Consider the following 15,770-nt stretch of genomic DNA (forward strand, 5'->3'; position numbering starts at 1 on the left):
CTCTTGGCGAAGGAGATGAATTTGGTTGGCCGCATGGGCCGTGAACCATGCCGGGAGGGCGCGTGGCTTTATCCTTCACAGGCGCCCCTTGGGTGCCGCCTTCCTGCAATCGCAAACAAAAAGACTGGCCCAAACAAAAGATCGGCCCAAACAAAAAGACTGGCCCAAACAAAAAGGCCGGAGGTTTCCCCCCGGCCTTTCCCGAAATTCACACAACCGTGAAGGGCTCTTACGAGTCCTTGCGGCGGCTGGCCTTCTTGCGCTCGTTGGGGTCGAGCTCGGCCTTGCGGATGCGGATGTTCTTGGGGGTGACTTCCACCATCTCATCGTCGTCGATGTAGGCGATGGCCTGCTCCAGCGTCATCACCTTGGGGGGCGTCAGACGCACGGCGTCGTCCTTGCCGCTGGCGCGGAAGTTGGTGAGCGCCTTCGACTTCATCGGGTTGACCTCGAGGTCTTCCGGCTTGGCGTTCTCGCCGATGATCATGCCCTCATACAGCGCTTCGCCCACGCCGACGAACAGGATGCCGCGCTCTTCGAGCGGGCCCAGCGCGTAGGCGTTGGCTTCACCGGCGCCGTTCGAGATCAGCACGCCGTTCTTGCGGCCCTCGATCTTGCCCTTGTGGGGGCCGTACTTGTCGAACAGGCGGTTCATGATGCCCGTGCCGCGCGTGTCGGACAGGAATTCACCGTGATAGCCGATCAGGCCGCGCGAGGGGGCGATGAAGCTGATGCGGGTCTTGCCGCCGCCCGAGGGGCGCATGTCGGTCATTTCGCCCTTACGCAGCGCCATCTTTTCCACGACGGTGCCCGAGAACTCATCGTCCACGTCGATCAGGACGCTTTCGTAGGGCTCGGTCTTGCCGCCGTTCTCGTCGGTGCCGAACAGCACGCGGGGACGGCTGATGCCCAGCTCGAAGCCTTCGCGGCGCATCGTTTCGATCAGCACGCCCAGCTGGAGTTCGCCGCGACCGGCGACCTCGAAGCTGTCCTTGTCGGCCGATTCGGTGATCTTGATGGCCACGTTCGATTCGGCTTCGCGCTCCAGGCGGTCGCGGATCATGCGGCTGGTGACCTTGGTGCCCTCGCGGCCCGCCATCGGCGAGTCGTTCACGGCAAAGCGCATCGACAGGGTCGGCGGATCGATCGGCTGGGCCTGGATCGGCACGCTCACCGAGGTGTCGGCGATGGTGTTGGCCACGGTGGCGACCGAGAGACCAGCCAGCGAGATGATGTCACCGGCCTTGGCTTCGTCGACGGGGACGCGGTCGAGGCCCTGGAAGGACATGATCTTGGAGGCGCGGCCGGTCTCGATGACCTTGCCGTCCATGTCGAGTGCGTGGATGGCCTGATTGACCTTGACCACGCCCGAGGTGACGCGACCGGTCAGCACGCGACCCAGGAAGTTGTCGCGGTCCAGCAGGGTCACCAGGAACGTGAAGGGCGCGTCGACTTCCAGCGCCGGCGGCGGCACGTGATCGACGATCTTCTGGAACAGCGGGGTCAGCGTGCCTTCGCGACGGTTCATGTCATCGCTGGCGTAGCCGTTGCGGCCCGAAGCGTAGAGCACGGGGAAGTCGAGCTGCTCATCCGAAGCGTCGAGCGAGACGAACAGGTCGAACACCTCGTCCAGCACTTCCTGGATGCGCTCGTCGGGGCGGTCGACCTTGTTGACGACGACGATGGGCTTGAGGCCCAGCGCCAGCGCCTTGCCGGTCACGAACTTGGTCTGCGGCATGGCGCCTTCCGACGAGTCCACCAGCAGCACGACGCCGTCGACCATCGAGAGGATGCGCTCCACCTCGCCGCCGAAGTCGGCGTGGCCGGGGGTGTCGACGATGTTGATGCGCGTGCCTTCCCACTCGATCGAGGTGGGCTTGGCCAGAATGGTGATCCCGCGCTCCTTTTCGAGATCGTTGCTGTCCATCGCGCGCTCTTCCACGCGCTGGTTGTCGCGGAAGGTGCCGGACTGGCGGAAGAGCTGGTCAACCAGCGTGGTCTTGCCGTGGTCAACGTGAGCGATGATCGCAATGTTGCGAAGCGGAAGCGGGGCGGACATCAACAGGTCTTTCCGTAAAGAGGGGGCGGGCCCTTTGCGGCACGCCTTTCTGGCATCGATCATGATGCGGCTTTTGCACCGCACAATTCTGGCGCGCCCCTAGTCCAAAAGCGCGTGGAGGGCAAGGCATGTGCGGGCAGTGGTGAGGCGTGCGGGCGCAGGGAGTGTCCCAAATCAGCCACAGGGGGGCTGCTTTGCGCGGAAAAGCACGGCGAACCGAGGGTTTGGGCCGTTTTGGCCATTGAGATTACGCCTGATGCTAATTAACACCGACCAAGATGAACAGGGCAAAAACAAGCGCCATGTGGGGCCGGGACGCGAATGATATGAACAATGGCAGGATCGAGAATGAGGCGGGGCTGATCATGAGGGGCGCTTTGATGCGCCTGCGCGGCGCCTTGCTGGCAGGCGGGGCGATGGTGCTGGTGACGCCGGGGCTGGCCCATGCCGCTGCCTTGCAGCCTCCCGCCGATGCCGCGCCTGCCGCCGAAGCTCCCCCCGCCGAGGCTGAGGAAGCGCCCCCCGCGCCGCCGCCCGTGGCCGGTGAGGGCAGCGGCAACGAGATCCTCGTTACGGCCACCAAGCATGCGCAGACGCTGCAGAATGTGCCTGTGGCTGTCACCGTCACCACCGCCGAGACGCTCGAACGCGCCAAGATTCGCGATATCGCCGATCTGGCCAGCGTGGTGCCGTCGTTGCGGGTGAATGAGCATCAGACCTCTTCCAACACCTCGTTCCTGATCCGTGGTTTCGGCAATGGCGACAACAATGCCGGGCTGGAGCCCAGCGTGGGCGTGTTCATCGATGGCGTCTACCGCTCGCGCAGCGCGGCGCAGATCGCCGATTTCCCCGATGTGACTCAGGTCGAGGTGCTGCGCGGCCCGCAATCGACGCTGTTCGGCAAGAATGCCAGCGCGGGCGTGGTCTCGATCACCACGCAGGAGCCGCAGTTCAAGACGCAGGGCTCGGCGGAGCTGTCCTACGGCAATTACAATGCCTTCGTGGCCAGGGCGAACCTTACGGGCAAGATCGCCAAGGATCTGGCCGGCTCCATCGCGGGTGGCTACAACCGGCGTGACGGCTATGTCTATGATGGGGGCACCAACAGCAAGACGAACAACCGCAACCGCTGGTATGTGCGCGGCCAGCTGCTCTATGCGCCGGACGATGGCCCGCGCGTGCGGATTATCGGCGATTATGGCAAGATCGACGAATTGTGCTGCGCCACGGTCAATGTGCTGGCCAGCGGGCCGACCGCGGCGATTCAGGCGATCGGCGGCAAGGTCAATCCGGCCAGCGATCCCTATTCCACGCTCTACAACAATCTGAAATCCACCAACGCCATCACCAATTACGGCATTTCCGGCCAGATCGACGGCAATGTGGGGCTGGTGAAACTGACCAGCATCACCGCCTGGCGCAAGAGCCTGAACTTCAACAATCAGGACAGCGATTTCACCAGCGCGGACCTGCTCAGCCGCAACGCTGCCGATGTCCATATCCGCACCTTCACGCAGGAATTCCGTGCCAATCTGGCGCTGGGCGATTTCGTGAACCTGCTGGGCGGCGGCTCCTATTTCAATGAGAAGATCGACCAGATCGGCCAGCTGCAATATGGCAATGATTTCCGCAATTACGCCAATTTGCTGATCCAGCAGCAGTCGGGCGGGGCCTTCAGCCTGCCGGCGGTGGAAAATCTGCTGGGCGCGCTTTCGGGCAATCCCGCGCTCTACAATGGCAGGTTCTTCCAGTCGGGCAGCGGCATGAACGAGGCCTATGCGCTCAAGGATGAGAGCTTCTCCGTCTTCGGTCAGGCCGATGTGAAATTCGGCAAGCTGACGGTGACAGGCGGCATCAGTTACACCCACGACGCCAAACGCTTTTCCACCAATGTGGTCAGCAATGACGTGTTCTCCGGCCTGAATCTCGCCAATTATGTGCCCGGCGCGACGCGGGTGCTGGCCGCGCAGGGCGTGCCCAATGCCGGTGCCGTGGCACAGCAGCTGATGGCGCTGCAGGCGCTGCAGGTGATGCCGCCCTTCCTCAACGTGCCCAACGCGGTCGAGCCGGGCCATGTGGCGGATGGCAATGTCAGCTACACCGGGCGGCTGGCCTATCAGCTCAATCCGCATATCAACCTCTATGGTTCCTATGTTACGGGCTGGAAGGCGGCTTCGGTGAACCTGTCGCGGGACAGCCGCCCGGCGCTCTCCGATGCCCCGGCGATTGCCGCGGCAGGGCTCGCACTCAACAATCTGACCTATGGCAGCCGCTATGCCCTGCCGGAAAACTCGCGCTCGATCGAGTTCGGGCTCAAGGCCAATTGGGGCATCGCCACCGCCAACATCGCGGTGTTCCACCAGACCATCAAGAACTTCCAGACCAACCAGTTCGACGGCACGGGCTTTGCCCTGCTCAATGCCGAAAAGGAATCGGTCTATGGCTTCGAGTTCGAGGGCAACGTCCATGTCAGCCCGGAGATCACCATTGGTGAAAGCCTGACCTATCTGCGGCCCAAATATGACAGCTTCTTCAACTCCAGCTTCGGCGATATTTCGGGCAGCACCCCGGCGGGCATTCCGGCGATTTCCTCCACCCTTGTGCTGGGCTGGGACCATCCCTTCGCCAATGGCCATCACCTGATCTTCCGGGGCGACTGGCATTATGAATCGCCCACCCAGATCGAGGATGGCCTGCCCGGCTTCATCACCACCAACCCGCTGACCGGCGCGCCGGTGAACTACCAGACCGGCATCGACGCCGCCCGGGCCTTCAAGCGCGAGGTGAGCGAGATCGACGCCTCGCTCAGCTGGAAGCTGCCGCGCGGGCTGGAACTGAGCGTCTGGGGCCGCAACCTCACCGATCAGCGCTACATCAACATTGTGTTCGACAGTCCGGCGCAGGCCGGATCGGTCTCGGGCTATCCCAATCAGCCGCGAACCTATGGCGTGTCGGCTCTCTACAAGTTTTAATTAGGTAATCTTCGCTATTCGCACAAAAAGCAGGGCGCCCCTCGGCGTGCCCTGCTTTTTGTTTGCCTATGCTGCTGCCTTTGGGGCAGCATTCATCAAAGATCCGAAAAGAGAGCCCCCCGATGGAATGGATGCTTTTGCCTTATAAGCGCTATGCCGATTTCAGTGGCCGGGCGAGCCGCAAGGAATTCTGGATGTTCGCGCTGTTTCTGGTGCTCGTGACCTGCGCGCTGATCAGCGCTGCGGTCATCGTCAGCCCCGGCGGCATACAGCGCCCCGGCTATCGCGCGGGCAGTCTGTTTCTGATCGCGCTGGGCCTGTTCTGGCTGGGCTCGTTCGTGCCCTATATCGCGGTGCATGTGCGGCGCTTCCATGATCAGGACAGGTCCGGCTGGTTCTATCTGCTGGGGTTCATCCCCTATATCGGCGGCATTCTGCTGCTGGTCTTCATGTGCCGCCCCGGCACACCGGGCGCGAACCGTTTCGGTGAAGATCCGCTCGACAGCGGCCTGGTGACCGTGTTTAGCTGAGTTTCGTTGACGAGCCTTTCGGTCCCCTTGCCGCGTTACCCAAGGGGCGATGTCGCATTTCACCACAATTCGCCACACATAGGAGAGTTCGCATGGAATGGATGATCTTGCCCTACAAGCGTTACTTCGATTTCGCCGGGCGTTCGCGGCGCAAGGAATACTGGATGTTCATTCTGCTCAGCGTCATCGTTCAACTGGTGCTGGATGGCGGGCTGGGCGGCAGCTATTCCGTGCTGCTGGGGCTGCGTTCCACGCCCAATTTCGCGGCCACGGCGCTGAGCGGGCTGTTCGCGCTGGCCTCGCTTATTCCCTCGCTGGCCGTCGCCGTCCGGCGACTGCATGATACGGATCGTTCGGGCTGGTGGATCCTGATCGGCGTGGTGCCGCTGCTCGGTGGTCTGGTGCTGCTCTATTTTCTGGTGACCGATGGCACGCCGGGGCCGAACCGCTTCGGTGAAGACCCCAAGGGCCGCGGCCTGGCGACGGTCTTCAGCTGAAGACAGGGAAGGGGGCCATCGCGGCCCCCTTTTTCATGGCGTTTCAAGGATAGACGATGAACTCGCTCTCTTGGGCTCTGCTGCCCTATCGCCGTTATGCGCAGGTCTCTGGACGGGCAAGGCGGATGGAGTTCTGGATGTTCCATCTCTTTACCAGTCTGGTCAATCTGGGGATCGATCTGGTGACGGGCGGCGATTTCGCCGTGGGGCTGGGCCTGCGCGATGAGACGGGGCTGGTGGGCACCCTCGCCACGGGGCTCTTCGGCATCGCTTCGATGGTGCCCACCTTCGCGGTGACGGCGCGGCGGTTGCATGACACCAACCGCTCGCAGTGGTGGATGGCGCTGTTCTTCCTGCCGATTCTGGGCTGGCTGGCGCTGCTGGTCTTCTTCTGTCAGGACGGCGACAAGGGCCCGAACCGCTTCGGCCATGATCCCAAGGATGACGGGCTCAGGGCGGTGTTCAGTTGAAAGGTTGAATGTGTCGCGGCTGCACTAAAGCTCCCGCAGCGCCCGCGCCGGTCTGGCGTTCAGCAGCGGCAGCGAACTGGCGAAGGCAAAGCCCAGCACCACCACCAGACCCGCGCCCAGCACCAGCAGCACATGCGACCAGTCGGGCAGAAAGTCGAAGCTGAAGAGCTTGACCACCACCAGCCAGCCAAGCCCGCTGCCCAGCGCCAGCGCGACCAGCGCCAGAAGCCCGGCCAGCAGACCATATTCGGCCATTTGCAGCGCCAGCAACTGCCCCCGGCTGGCGCCCAGCACGCGCAGGATGGTGTTGTCATACAGCTTTGAGGCCCGCGCCGCCGCGATGGCCCCGATCAGCACCGCGATCCCCGCCAGCACGGCGATGCTGGCTGCGGCAAGGATGGCGGTGGAAACCTGCCCCAGCAGATCGCGCGCCGCACTCAGCAGCGGGCCGACTTCCACCACTGATGTGCCGGGCAGGGCTTTGGTCAGCCGCGAGAGCAGCGCGCCTTTCACCGCACCGGAGCGATGCGCGGGATCGAGGCTGATCGTCGCGGCCAGCTTGTAGGGCGCTCCGGCCAGCGCGCCGGGCGAGAAGACCAGCACATAGTTGAAGCCGAAACTGTCCCAGTCGATGCGGCGGAAAGAGGTGACCTTTGCGCTGCGCTCCACGCCCAACAGGCCGATGGTGATGCTGTCGCCCAGATGCAGCCCGATGGTTTTGGCCAGCTTTTCATCGACCGAGACCTGCGGCTGACCGGCATTGGCGGCGGTCCACCAGGCGCCTTCGGTGACGGTGTTGCCTTCAGGCACGCTGTCGCTGAAGGTCAGGCCGCGTTCGCCTTTGAGGGCCCAGGCGTCATCGGGCACTTCTTTCAGATCGGCGACGCGGGTGGGGGCGTTTTCCGGTCCATAGGCCAGAATGGCGCCGCGCAGCGCCGGAACGGTGCGGATATGCGCGCCCGGAGCGGTGGCGTTGACGGCATGCGTGAAGGTGCCCAGCTGGTCGGGCGGCAGATCGACGGCGAAATAGTCGGGTGCTTTGGCGGGCACGCGGCGGGCGATGTTGGCGTCCAGACTGGACTGCACCACCGCCAGCAGCACAAAGGCCGAGAGGCCAAAGCCCAGCGCCGTGACCAGACGGCCCGTCTGGGCGCCGGGGCGATGCAGATTGGCCAGCGCCATGCGGGCGATGGGATCGCGCGGGCGCGGCAGCCGTGCCGCCAAAGCGCGCAGCCCCCAGCCCAGCGCGCCCAGCAGCGCAAAACTGCCCACGGCGCCGGCGATAAACAGCGCGGTGGTGCGGATGTTGGCCGAGCCCGCAAAAGCCAGCGCGACAATCGCCACCAAGCCCAGCGCCACGGGAGCGACAGCGCCGCGCCGCCAGCGCCCCACAGCCCCCGCCACCCGCGCGCGCATCAGCGCCATGGCGGGAAATTCGCGCGCGGCGGCCAGCGGCGGGGCCGCAAAGACCAGCGCGACCAGCAGGCCCCAGCCTCCGGCGCGGCTCAGCGCGAGGGGCGACAGGATCAGCCTCTCATCCACCGGCAGCACGCCTGCAAGCGCATGCGTCAGCAGCGGCACCGCGGCGGTGCCCACCGCCAGTCCGGCAAGGCTCCCGGCCAGAGCGGCAGCGGCAATCTGCGCCACATAGATGCGAGCGATATCCCCGGAGGTCGCGCCCAGAACCTTCAGCGTGGCGATCGCCTGCCGCCGGGCTTCCAGATAGCTGGCCGTGCCGCCGCCGATGCCCAGCCCCGCGATCATCAACGCGGCCAGCCCCACCAGATCGAGAAAATCGCCCATGCGGCCGATAAAATTCTCGGCGCCGGGGGCGGCCTTGTCACGGGTGCGTATATCGATGCCGGAACGGGGGAACTGCGCCTTCAGCCGGTCCGCGATGACCTGGGCATCGCAGGTTTGCGCGCAGGCCATGCGGGTGCGGGTGCGGATCATCGCGCCCGGCGCGTCCAGCCCGGCGCGATGCGGGAAGCCTGCGTCGGTGATGATCGTGGGGCCGAGGGCAAAGCCTTCCGAGAGGCGGTCGGGCTCGTCGGCGATGATGCCCAGCGCGGTGAGGCTCTGCCCGGCGATGGTGAAAGGCTGGCCCGGCGCGATGCCCAGCCTCTGCGCCGCGCCATCGGACAGCCATGCGCCCCCCGGCGGCGGCGCGCCCACCTGCCGGCCATCGCCCAGCGTCAGGCGGCCCACCAGCGGCCAGTGCTGGTCCACGGCTTTCAGCTCGATGGGGGCGGTGGTGTCGCCGAAGCTGGCCATCGCCTGCATCCGGCTGCCCTCCGACAGCGTGCCATAGCGCCCCAGCGCCGCGCGTTCCTGAGGGGAAAGCCCGCGCTGCCACAGGCTGAACTGCACATCGCCGCCCAGAGTCTGGCGGCCCTTGGTGGCAAGGTTATGGTTGATGGTGGCGGTCAGCGTGCCGGTGGCGGCCAGCGCGCCCACGCCCAGAAACAGGCAGGCCAGCAGCAGCCGCAAGCCCCGGAATCGCGCCGACAGATCGCGCCGCGCCAGACGCCACGCCATCGACCATGAGAGCGTGGCGTCACTCATGACGTGTGATCGTGGCTGGCGTGGAGGTTTTCGCTGGCGTGGTGCGGGTCGTTCAGGCTGTCGCTGGCGATATGGCCGTCGGAGAGGCGGATGATGCGCTGGGCGCGGGCGGCCAGCGCCTCGTCATGGGTGATGATGACCAGCGTGGCGCCGCTCTCGGCGCGGCGGGCAAAGAGCAGTTCGATGATCGCCTCGCCGGTGGCATGGTCGAGGTTGCCGGTAGGCTCGTCGGCGAAGATCAGCGTGGGGCGGGGGGCCAGCGCGCGGGCGATGGCGACGCGTTGCTGCTCGCCGCCCGAAAGCTGCGTGGGATAATGGGTGAGGCGATGCGTCAGGCCGACAGCGGCCAGTTCCTCACGGGCGCGGGCCTCGGCATCGGGCAGGCCAGCGAGTTCCAGCGGGGTCATGACGTTTTCCAGCGCCGTCATGGTGGGCAGCAGGTGGAAGGCCTGAAGCACCACGCCGATGCGACCTCGGCGCGCGCGAGCGAGGGCATCTTCGTCCAACCGGGAAAAATCCTGATCGGCCACGATCAAGTGGCCCGCGCTCGCCCGCTCCAGCCCCGAAAGCAGCGCCATCAGCGAAGATTTTCCCGAGCCCGATGGCCCCAGCAGCGCCACCACCTGGCCTTGAGGCACAGTCAGCGAAACGCCATGCAGGATCGCCGTCGCCTCCGCGCCTTGCCCCAGCGTGAGGGTGAGATCTCTGGCCGTGATGGCGGGCTTGCTTTCCGGGGCGTTTGTCACACAATGGATATGGCGCGCGGGTGCCCGCGCGACAAGGTGCTGCGGCGCACAAAAGCTTATGGACTGGAAAGGGCAGGATTTTGCGGCAGGCTGGGATGATGGTGGCGGTGCTGGCAGCGGCCCTTGCGTTGGGCGGTTGCGGGCAGAAGCCGGAGGACGCCGCGTCCGGTGGTGCGGCCTCGGCGCAGAGTGCGCCTCAGGCACAGGGCGCCAGGATCGTGGCGTTGGGCGACAGTCTGCTCGCCGGTTACGGCATCACCCCGCAGCAGGCCTATCCCGCCCGGCTGGAGGCGGCTTTGCGCGCGCAGGGCGTGGCGGCCAGCGTCACCAATGCCGGCGTTTCGGGCGACACCACCGCCGATGGCCTCGCCCGGCTGGACTTCACGCTGGGTGGGCAAAAGCCCGATCTGGTGCTGATCTCGCTGGGGGGCAACGATATGCTGCGCGGGCTCCCGCCCGAGACCGCGCGGGCCAATCTGGATGCGATCCTGACCAGTCTGAAGAAGAAGCATATCCCCGTCGTGCTGCTGGGCATGATGGCGGCGCCCAATATGGGCAAGGCCTATGGCAAGAGCTTCGATGCGATCTATCCCGATCTGGCGAAAAAGCATCACGCCGCGCTGGTGCCTTTCTTCATGGCCCCGATCATGGGCAAGGAGGGCATGCAGCTTCCCGATCATATCCACCCCACGCCCGAAGGGGTGGAGGCCATGGTAAAGGCCACCATCGGCACGGTGAAGGGCGCCTTGCCAAAGAAGTAACAAGGGAAAATGCGAGAGGATGATCCCCTCGCGCTCCCATGACGTCTCCTGGGGACAGATCGGCGGCTGCCCAGCGTTGCGGGGCAAGGCGCGCGCGGAGAAGGGCTGTTGAATGCGTGAGGCGCTTCTTCTTTAGCGCGATGAAAAGGCTGGATTGGTTCGTGGACGCCGTATAGTATGCGATCGAATTGGGGGATCGCGTAGCACATCGGGGGATGCAACTGGGAAAGGCCGTTATGTATAACGCCAGCGTATTTCGAACGAATGTTGTTGATGTCGCCCTCAAGACAATCGGCATGTACAGCGCCGCCGCCTCGGATCTCCTGCTCGGCACGGCGGTGCATGAGAGCGGCGGGTTCCGCTGGAACCGTCAGCTCGGCAACGGTCCGGCCCGGGGCTATTTCCAGATGGAAGTCGCCACGCACAATGATATCTGGCCAACTATCTGAAATACAGAAGCTCTTTGGGGGATCTCGTCAAAAAGACCCTCAAGCCGGGCCAGAGCGCCACCGCCGAGACCATGGTGGACAATGAGTATTATGCCGCAGCCATGGCGCGCATCCGATACAGGCGTGCGCCCGCCCCGCTGCCGCCTGCGGGCAATGTCGAGGCTTTGGCCAAGTATTGGAAGCTTTACTACAACACGCTGGGCGGTCGCGGAACATGGCAACAGTTCTCCGCGAATTGGGAGAAGTACATCAAATGAGCAAGGGGCTGACGCGGGGGGTGACCCCCCTTCCGGGCGTGGCCCTGATGGCGGCCCTGTCTTTCGTCGGGGCGCAGCCGGCCCATGCGGCGGGCAAGCTTCTGGTCCAGCTGCATGTTACGAAGGCGGATCTGATGCCCAGAAAGCCCGGCAGCAAATATATCGATGGCTTTGTCGAGGGCGGGCAGTTCGAGATTCTGCTCAAGCCTTCATCCGTGCCGGTGCAGGCGCCGATGTGCCGCCAGCTCATCATTGCCCGCATGCCGTCGAGCGATCCGACGAGGAATGACACCGGCCCCGAAATCGCCGCGAAAAAGCGGCTGTTCGACAAGTTCGAGGCCTTGAAGGCGGGGCGCATCGCAGCGGTGGACGTCGCGGTCGATGCGGCGCCCTATGGGAAACAGGTTTCGGCCTCGCCGCGCGTCGTCAGGCTGAGCGAGTGCAACCTGTTTTTCCTGCCACCCAAGCCATAACATCCGGAAAGCCAAGAATGCGCGGTTGCGGCTTCGCCGGGGCGCAAGGCAGACATGAAAGGGAGCGCGAGGGGATAACCCCCTCGCATTCTTTTTCCCTATAAACTCAGCTCGTAACGCTCACTCTGCCGATCCAGATAGCGATGGTGCAGCGGATCGCGGAACGTATCGGTGCCCCACCGCGTGCGTAGCATGGCCAGTTCCTCGCCATGTCGCGCGGGGCGGCGACTGGCGGGCGCGTCATGATGCAGCAGCAGGGCCTCGGGCACATAGATGTTGCGCAGGCCGCTTTGCTCCAGCTTCAGGCACAGATCCACATCATGGAAGGCGTGAGCGAAGGCGTCCTCGTCCAGCCCGCCTGCCGCCTCGAATTTTTCGCGTGCAATCAGCAGGCAGGCGCTGCTGACGGCGGTGACATGGCGGGTGATATGGGCCTGGGCGAAATAGCCCGCCTCGGCGTCACGCTGGAAGCGGTGAGCGTGGCCCGCGCCTTCGCCCAGCCCGACGACCAATCCGGCGTGATGGATGGTGCCGTTGCGGTTGAGCAGCCTTGCGCCTGCCGCTCCGGTCTCGGCGCGGATGGCGTGGCGCAGCAGGGCGGTGAGCCAGAGGTCGTCCAGCACCTCGACCTGCGGGCTCATCAGGCAGAGGAAGCGGCCCTGTGCGGCGCGGGCGGCGCGGTTGAGCAGGGCGGCGCTGCCGGGCGCGTCGGCCAGGCGCAGCACGGTGACGCGCGGGTTCTGCGCGATGCGGCCCAGATAGCGCTCCATCTCGGGGCCGGGCATCCCGTGGCTGGCGATCACCACATGGCTCTGTTGATAGCGTGTTGAACCCAGCAGGCTGAGAACGCAGCGGCGCAGGGGCTCGGCCTTCTGCCCGGCGGGGATCAGGATGCTGACGGGCCCGGGGTCGGCGGGCAGGGCCCATTCGATGCGGTGGGTGCCCCAGGGGCCGGGGCTGATGGTGGCCCCTTCATGCTCGAGCGCGCGGGCCAGGGCGGCGAGGCGCGCGGCGTGACGGCCCACGGGGGCGGGTTGCTCCGGCGCGGGGGGCTCGGCGCCCTGTTCCAGCGGGGGCGCGGCGGGCGGGGGCGCGACAGGCAGATCCTCGATGGACCCTGCGGCGCTGGCGGCGCCTTCGACGGCGGGGGCCAGATCGGGTTCGGCGCTGTCTTCCGGGGTCTCGGGATGGTCTGCGGTGTCGCGCTCGTCCTCCTTGCCGATCTGGGCGAGGATATGGGGTACATGGACCACGCTGGCCTCTTCGCGCGCGGTGACGCCCAGCAGGATGGCGTAGATCGCGGCCTCGGCCAGCGCGGGGGGCAGGGGCAGGGCGGCGGTCAGATGCTCGGCGCGCAGCAGGCAGGCGGCGCTGAGGTAATCCTGCGAGAGGAACATGGCCCGGTTCCATTCGGGCTTGAGCCAAGGCCGCCGCCGCAGCCCCATCAGCCCGGTATGGTCGTGATCGCCATAGAGAACGTCGGCCTCGGGGTTGTCCTGCAGCGCCTCGGCGAAGTGGTAGAGCGCGGTGGGCGCCAGCCGCGTGCCCACGGCCAGCGGCAGGATATGGCTGCCGCTGGCCGATTGCATGCCGATGCTCAGCGCGGCGGCGGCGTTGGCGGCGCGGCTGGGAGCCAGCACCAGCCGGGGCACGTCGATGGCCAGCGGGGGCTGCACCTCATGCGACTGCACCAGCACCAGTTCCCAATGCGGATAGATCTGGCGGCTGAGCGCGGTGACGCAGCGCTCGAAAGCGCCCGCCGCCGCCGCGCCCGGCTCCTGATAGAGCAGCACGGTGAGGCGCGGCTTGCTGGCCCAGCCCGCCATGGTCTGCGGGGCCTGAGCGATGGTCTTCTCGCGCCGCTCGACGGTGTCGATCCAGACCTGATAGGCATGGGGCGATTGCGGAGCGCCGATTTGCGGCGGCAGGGCGGCGCCGGCCCTTAGCAGGCTGCGCGCGCGCAGGGCCTGACCCTTGGCATGCCAATAGAGCGCCTGTGTCGCCCGGCGCGGACGCCAGAACAGCGTGCGAAAAAAGGCGCCGTAAAAGCTCATGGTGCTGGCGATCCGCAAGAAACGGGGTGAGGATTAGAGTGGCATTGCACAAATCGGAAAAGGCCACAATTGGCATGAACGGCAGATGCATACGGTTTCGTCATGGCGCTGTCTCAGGGCGGGACATCGAAAAGAACAGGCGGCCCGTCTGATCCGTTCCGGAGGTGTGATGCGAGGGGTACGGATGGACCTTGCCGCCCCGCTGTTGCGGGCTTCGAGGCGTGCGGTTGTGGAAAGACTTTTGTGCAAATGCGCCCATTTGGAACAATAAGCGGCGCAATCGCCTCCATCCCCACCTTGCCGTGGGGGCGCATTTTGCTGCATAAGCGAATAGCGCGTGTAAATGTGCTTAAAGTGGGGCTATGAAGGTTCGGATGGCGCGTTTGTTGTGTCCGGTTCGTGCTTGAAGAAACTGGCTGTGCGGAAATCTGGCTGTCGCCGAGGAGCTGATTGAGATGATTACCCCAGTGGTTTTGTGCGGAGGAAGCGGCACGCGGTTGTGGCCGCGCAGTCGTGCGGCCAAGCCCAAGCCTTTCCTGCCCCTGGTGGGGGATCGTACGCTGTTCGAGGCCGCGTTGCACCGCGCTTCGGACCGGGCAATCTTCGCCGCGCCGATCATCGTGACCGGTAAGGCGCATCTGGGCCATGTCGAAAGCCAGCTGGCTCTGGCGCCGGACGCGGGTGTCGTGGTGGAACCGGCCGGGCGCAACACCGCCGCCGCCATTGCCCTGGCCGCATTGCGCGTGCCTGAGGATGCCGTGATGCTGGTCTGCCCCAGCGATCACCATATCGGCAATCCTGAGGCTTTCGTGGAAGCTGCCCGCCGCGCCGAGGCTCTGGCCACGCAGGGCTGGCTGGTGGCCTTCGGCATCGCCGCCACCGCGCCGGAAACCGGCTTTGGCTATGTGAAAAGCGGCGAGGCGATTGTCGGCACCGGCGGCTACAAGGTCGACCGCTTTGTCGAAAAGCCCGATCTGGAACGCGCCATGCTGTTTCTGAGCGAAGGCAGCTACAGCTGGAACGGCGGCATTTTCGCCTTCCGCGCCGGTGACTATCTGCGCGAACTCGAAGCCCATCGTCCCGATATCGCGACCGCCGTGCGCGAAGCCGTGGCGCAGGGCCATGAGGATGGCCGCCGTTTCCACCCGGATGCCGCGCTGTTCGCCGCCGTGCCCAGCGAATCGATCGACTATGCCGTTATGGAAAAGACCCAGCGCGCCGCCGTCGTCCCCGCCGCCATGGCCTGGAGCGACATCGGCAACTGGCACGCCCTGTGGGAAGCGCGCGACCGTGATGCCGCCGGCAACAGCGTTATCGGCAAGGCGGAACTGGTGGGATGCCGCAACGTTCTTGTTGAGAGCGATGGCGCGCATGTCTCGGTCATAGGGCTGGAGGATGCGATCGTCGTGGTCGATGGGCCCGATGTGATGATCACCTCGGTGGCGGGCGTGCAGAAGGTCGGCAAGCTCTACGGCGCGGCCAACCAGTAAAGGAATTTGTGGTGAGCATCGTGGCCATTCAGGGCGAACTGCCCGTCAAGCTGGTGGACAAGCCCTGGGGGCGCACCGATCTGCCGCCGCCGTTTACCGCGCCCGATGGCCGCCAGATCGGCGAAATCTGGTTCGAGCCGCCCGCCGCTCTGCCAGAGCTTTTGGTGAAATACATCTTCACCAGCGACAAGCTTTCCGTGCAGGTCCACCCCAGCGACGCGCAGACGCTTGCCAAGGGGCTGGGCAAGCAGGGCAAGGAAGAATGCTGGTTTGTGCTGGCCGCCGAGCCGCATGGCAAGCTGGGCATCGGTTTTCGTGAGCCGATCAGCCATGAGGTGATGCGCGCGGCTTCTCTGGACGGCAGCATCGAGGAGATGCTGGTCTGGCACGATGTGAAGCCAGGCGATTTTTTCTACATTCCGGCCAACACCGTCCATGCCATCGGCG

14 protein-coding genes are annotated in these 15,770 nt (G+C 65.3%); 10 read left to right on the forward strand and 4 right to left on the reverse strand.

From position 1 onward, the window contains the following. Positions 1-229 precede the first annotated feature (229 nt). Entirely contained in the window at positions 230-2,059 is a 1,830-nt protein-coding gene (typA, locus tag SR3_RS09160; RefSeq protein ID WP_068084155.1) for a translational GTPase TypA, read from the reverse strand. 326 nt (positions 2,060-2,385) lie between these two features. On the opposite strand from typA, the gene SR3_RS09165 reads away from it, so the two are divergent. From SR3_RS09165 to SR3_RS09180, 4 genes are all read left to right on the forward strand, one after another. Beyond that, positions 2,386-5,031 carry a TonB-dependent receptor gene (locus tag SR3_RS09165; RefSeq protein WP_245653835.1) on the forward strand — a complete coding sequence of 882 codons (2,646 nt, stop codon included), beginning with the start codon at positions 2,386-2,388 and terminating at the stop codon, positions 5,029-5,031. Between the two features lie 122 nt (positions 5,032-5,153). After that, positions 5,154-5,561 carry a DUF805 domain-containing protein gene (locus tag SR3_RS09170; RefSeq protein WP_068084160.1) on the forward strand — a complete coding sequence of 136 codons (408 nt, stop codon included), beginning with the start codon at positions 5,154-5,156 and terminating at the stop codon, positions 5,559-5,561. Positions 5,562-5,653: 92 nt separating this feature from the next. Beyond that, positions 5,654-6,058, forward strand: a complete 405-nt coding sequence (locus SR3_RS09175; protein ID WP_068084162.1) for a DUF805 domain-containing protein — start codon at positions 5,654-5,656, stop codon at positions 6,056-6,058. Between the two features lie 56 nt (positions 6,059-6,114). Further along, complete coding sequence (locus SR3_RS09180) at positions 6,115-6,528, forward strand: DUF805 domain-containing protein (RefSeq protein WP_084455259.1); 414 nt, start codon at positions 6,115-6,117, stop codon at positions 6,526-6,528. 24 nt (positions 6,529-6,552) lie between these two features. Here the strand turns inward: SR3_RS09180 and SR3_RS09185 are convergent, their stop codons facing one another. Then, the gene (locus SR3_RS09185) at positions 6,553-9,093 is read right to left on the reverse strand and encodes an ABC transporter permease (protein WP_174549139.1); all 2,541 of its coding nucleotides are present in this window, start codon (positions 9,091-9,093) and stop codon (positions 6,553-6,555) included. Then, the gene (locus SR3_RS09190; protein ID WP_407668157.1) at positions 9,090-9,839 is read right to left on the reverse strand and encodes an ABC transporter ATP-binding protein; all 750 of its coding nucleotides are present in this window, start codon (positions 9,837-9,839) and stop codon (positions 9,090-9,092) included. Before SR3_RS09190 ends, SR3_RS09185 begins: the two co-directional genes overlap by 4 nt. 80 nt (positions 9,840-9,919) lie before the next feature. Between SR3_RS09190 and SR3_RS09195 the strand changes: the two genes are divergently transcribed. The 4 genes from SR3_RS09195 to SR3_RS09205 all read left to right on the forward strand — a co-directional run bounded on the left by SR3_RS09195 (position 9,920) and on the right by SR3_RS09205 (position 11,779). Beyond that, positions 9,920-10,600 carry an arylesterase gene (locus SR3_RS09195; protein ID WP_245653836.1) on the forward strand — a complete coding sequence of 227 codons (681 nt, stop codon included), beginning with the start codon at positions 9,920-9,922 and terminating at the stop codon, positions 10,598-10,600. A 236-nt stretch (positions 10,601-10,836) separates the two neighbouring features. Continuing rightward, positions 10,837-11,049, forward strand: coding sequence for a hypothetical protein (locus SR3_RS31220; RefSeq protein ID WP_157098735.1), 213 nt, complete (start codon positions 10,837-10,839; stop codon positions 11,047-11,049). Positions 11,050-11,063: 14 nt separating this feature from the next. Then, positions 11,064-11,306: a hypothetical protein gene (locus SR3_RS09200; RefSeq protein ID WP_068084171.1), complete on the forward strand. Its 243-nt coding sequence runs from the start codon at positions 11,064-11,066 to the stop codon at positions 11,304-11,306. Further along, positions 11,303-11,779, forward strand: coding sequence for a hypothetical protein (locus SR3_RS09205; protein WP_068084174.1), 477 nt, complete (start codon positions 11,303-11,305; stop codon positions 11,777-11,779). The genes SR3_RS09200 and SR3_RS09205 overlap by 4 nt, the downstream gene beginning before the upstream one ends. A 98-nt stretch (positions 11,780-11,877) precedes the next feature. Here the strand turns inward: SR3_RS09205 and SR3_RS09210 are convergent, their stop codons facing one another. Further along, positions 11,878-13,833: a glycosyltransferase gene (locus tag SR3_RS09210; RefSeq protein ID WP_157098736.1), complete on the reverse strand. Its 1,956-nt coding sequence runs from the start codon at positions 13,831-13,833 to the stop codon at positions 11,878-11,880. Between the two features lie 449 nt (positions 13,834-14,282). Between SR3_RS09210 and SR3_RS09215 the strand changes: the two genes are divergently transcribed. Both SR3_RS09215 and SR3_RS09220 read left to right on the forward strand, forming a co-directional pair. Next, a complete protein-coding gene (locus SR3_RS09215; protein ID WP_157098737.1) occupies positions 14,283-15,323 on the forward strand; it encodes a mannose-1-phosphate guanylyltransferase in 1,041 nt (346 codons plus the stop codon). 26 nt (positions 15,324-15,349) lie between these two features. Then, positions 15,350-15,770, forward strand: a 421-nt coding sequence (locus tag SR3_RS09220) for a class I mannose-6-phosphate isomerase (RefSeq protein WP_169805594.1), incomplete at its 3' end; no start/stop codon positions are given.

This window comes from Novosphingobium rosa NBRC 15208, from assembly GCF_001598555.1.
Taxonomy (GTDB): Bacteria; Pseudomonadota; Alphaproteobacteria; order Sphingomonadales; family Sphingomonadaceae; genus Novosphingobium; species Novosphingobium rosa.

Bases quoted from the DNA above. Each gene is read 5' to 3' on its own strand.
- typA (WP_068084155.1), bottom strand. From the start codon at position 2,059: ATGTCCGCCCCGCTTCCGCTTCGCAACATTGCGATCATCGCTCACGTT.
- SR3_RS09165 (WP_245653835.1), top strand. From the start codon at position 2,386: ATGAACAATGGCAGGATCGAGAATGAGGCGGGGCTGATCATGAGGGGC.
- SR3_RS09170 (WP_068084160.1), top strand. From the start codon at position 5,154: ATGGAATGGATGCTTTTGCCTTATAAGCGCTATGCCGATTTCAGTGGC.
- SR3_RS09175 (WP_068084162.1), top strand. From the start codon at position 5,654: ATGGAATGGATGATCTTGCCCTACAAGCGTTACTTCGATTTCGCCGGG.
- SR3_RS09180 (WP_084455259.1), top strand. From the start codon at position 6,115: ATGAACTCGCTCTCTTGGGCTCTGCTGCCCTATCGCCGTTATGCGCAG.
- SR3_RS09185 (WP_174549139.1), bottom strand. From the start codon at position 9,093: ATGAGTGACGCCACGCTCTCATGGTCGATGGCGTGGCGTCTGGCGCGG.
- SR3_RS31220 (WP_157098735.1), top strand. From the start codon at position 10,837: ATGTATAACGCCAGCGTATTTCGAACGAATGTTGTTGATGTCGCCCTC.
- SR3_RS09205 (WP_068084174.1), top strand. From the start codon at position 11,303: ATGAGCAAGGGGCTGACGCGGGGGGTGACCCCCCTTCCGGGCGTGGCC.
- SR3_RS09210 (WP_157098736.1), bottom strand. From the start codon at position 13,833: ATGAGCTTTTACGGCGCCTTTTTTCGCACGCTGTTCTGGCGTCCGCGC.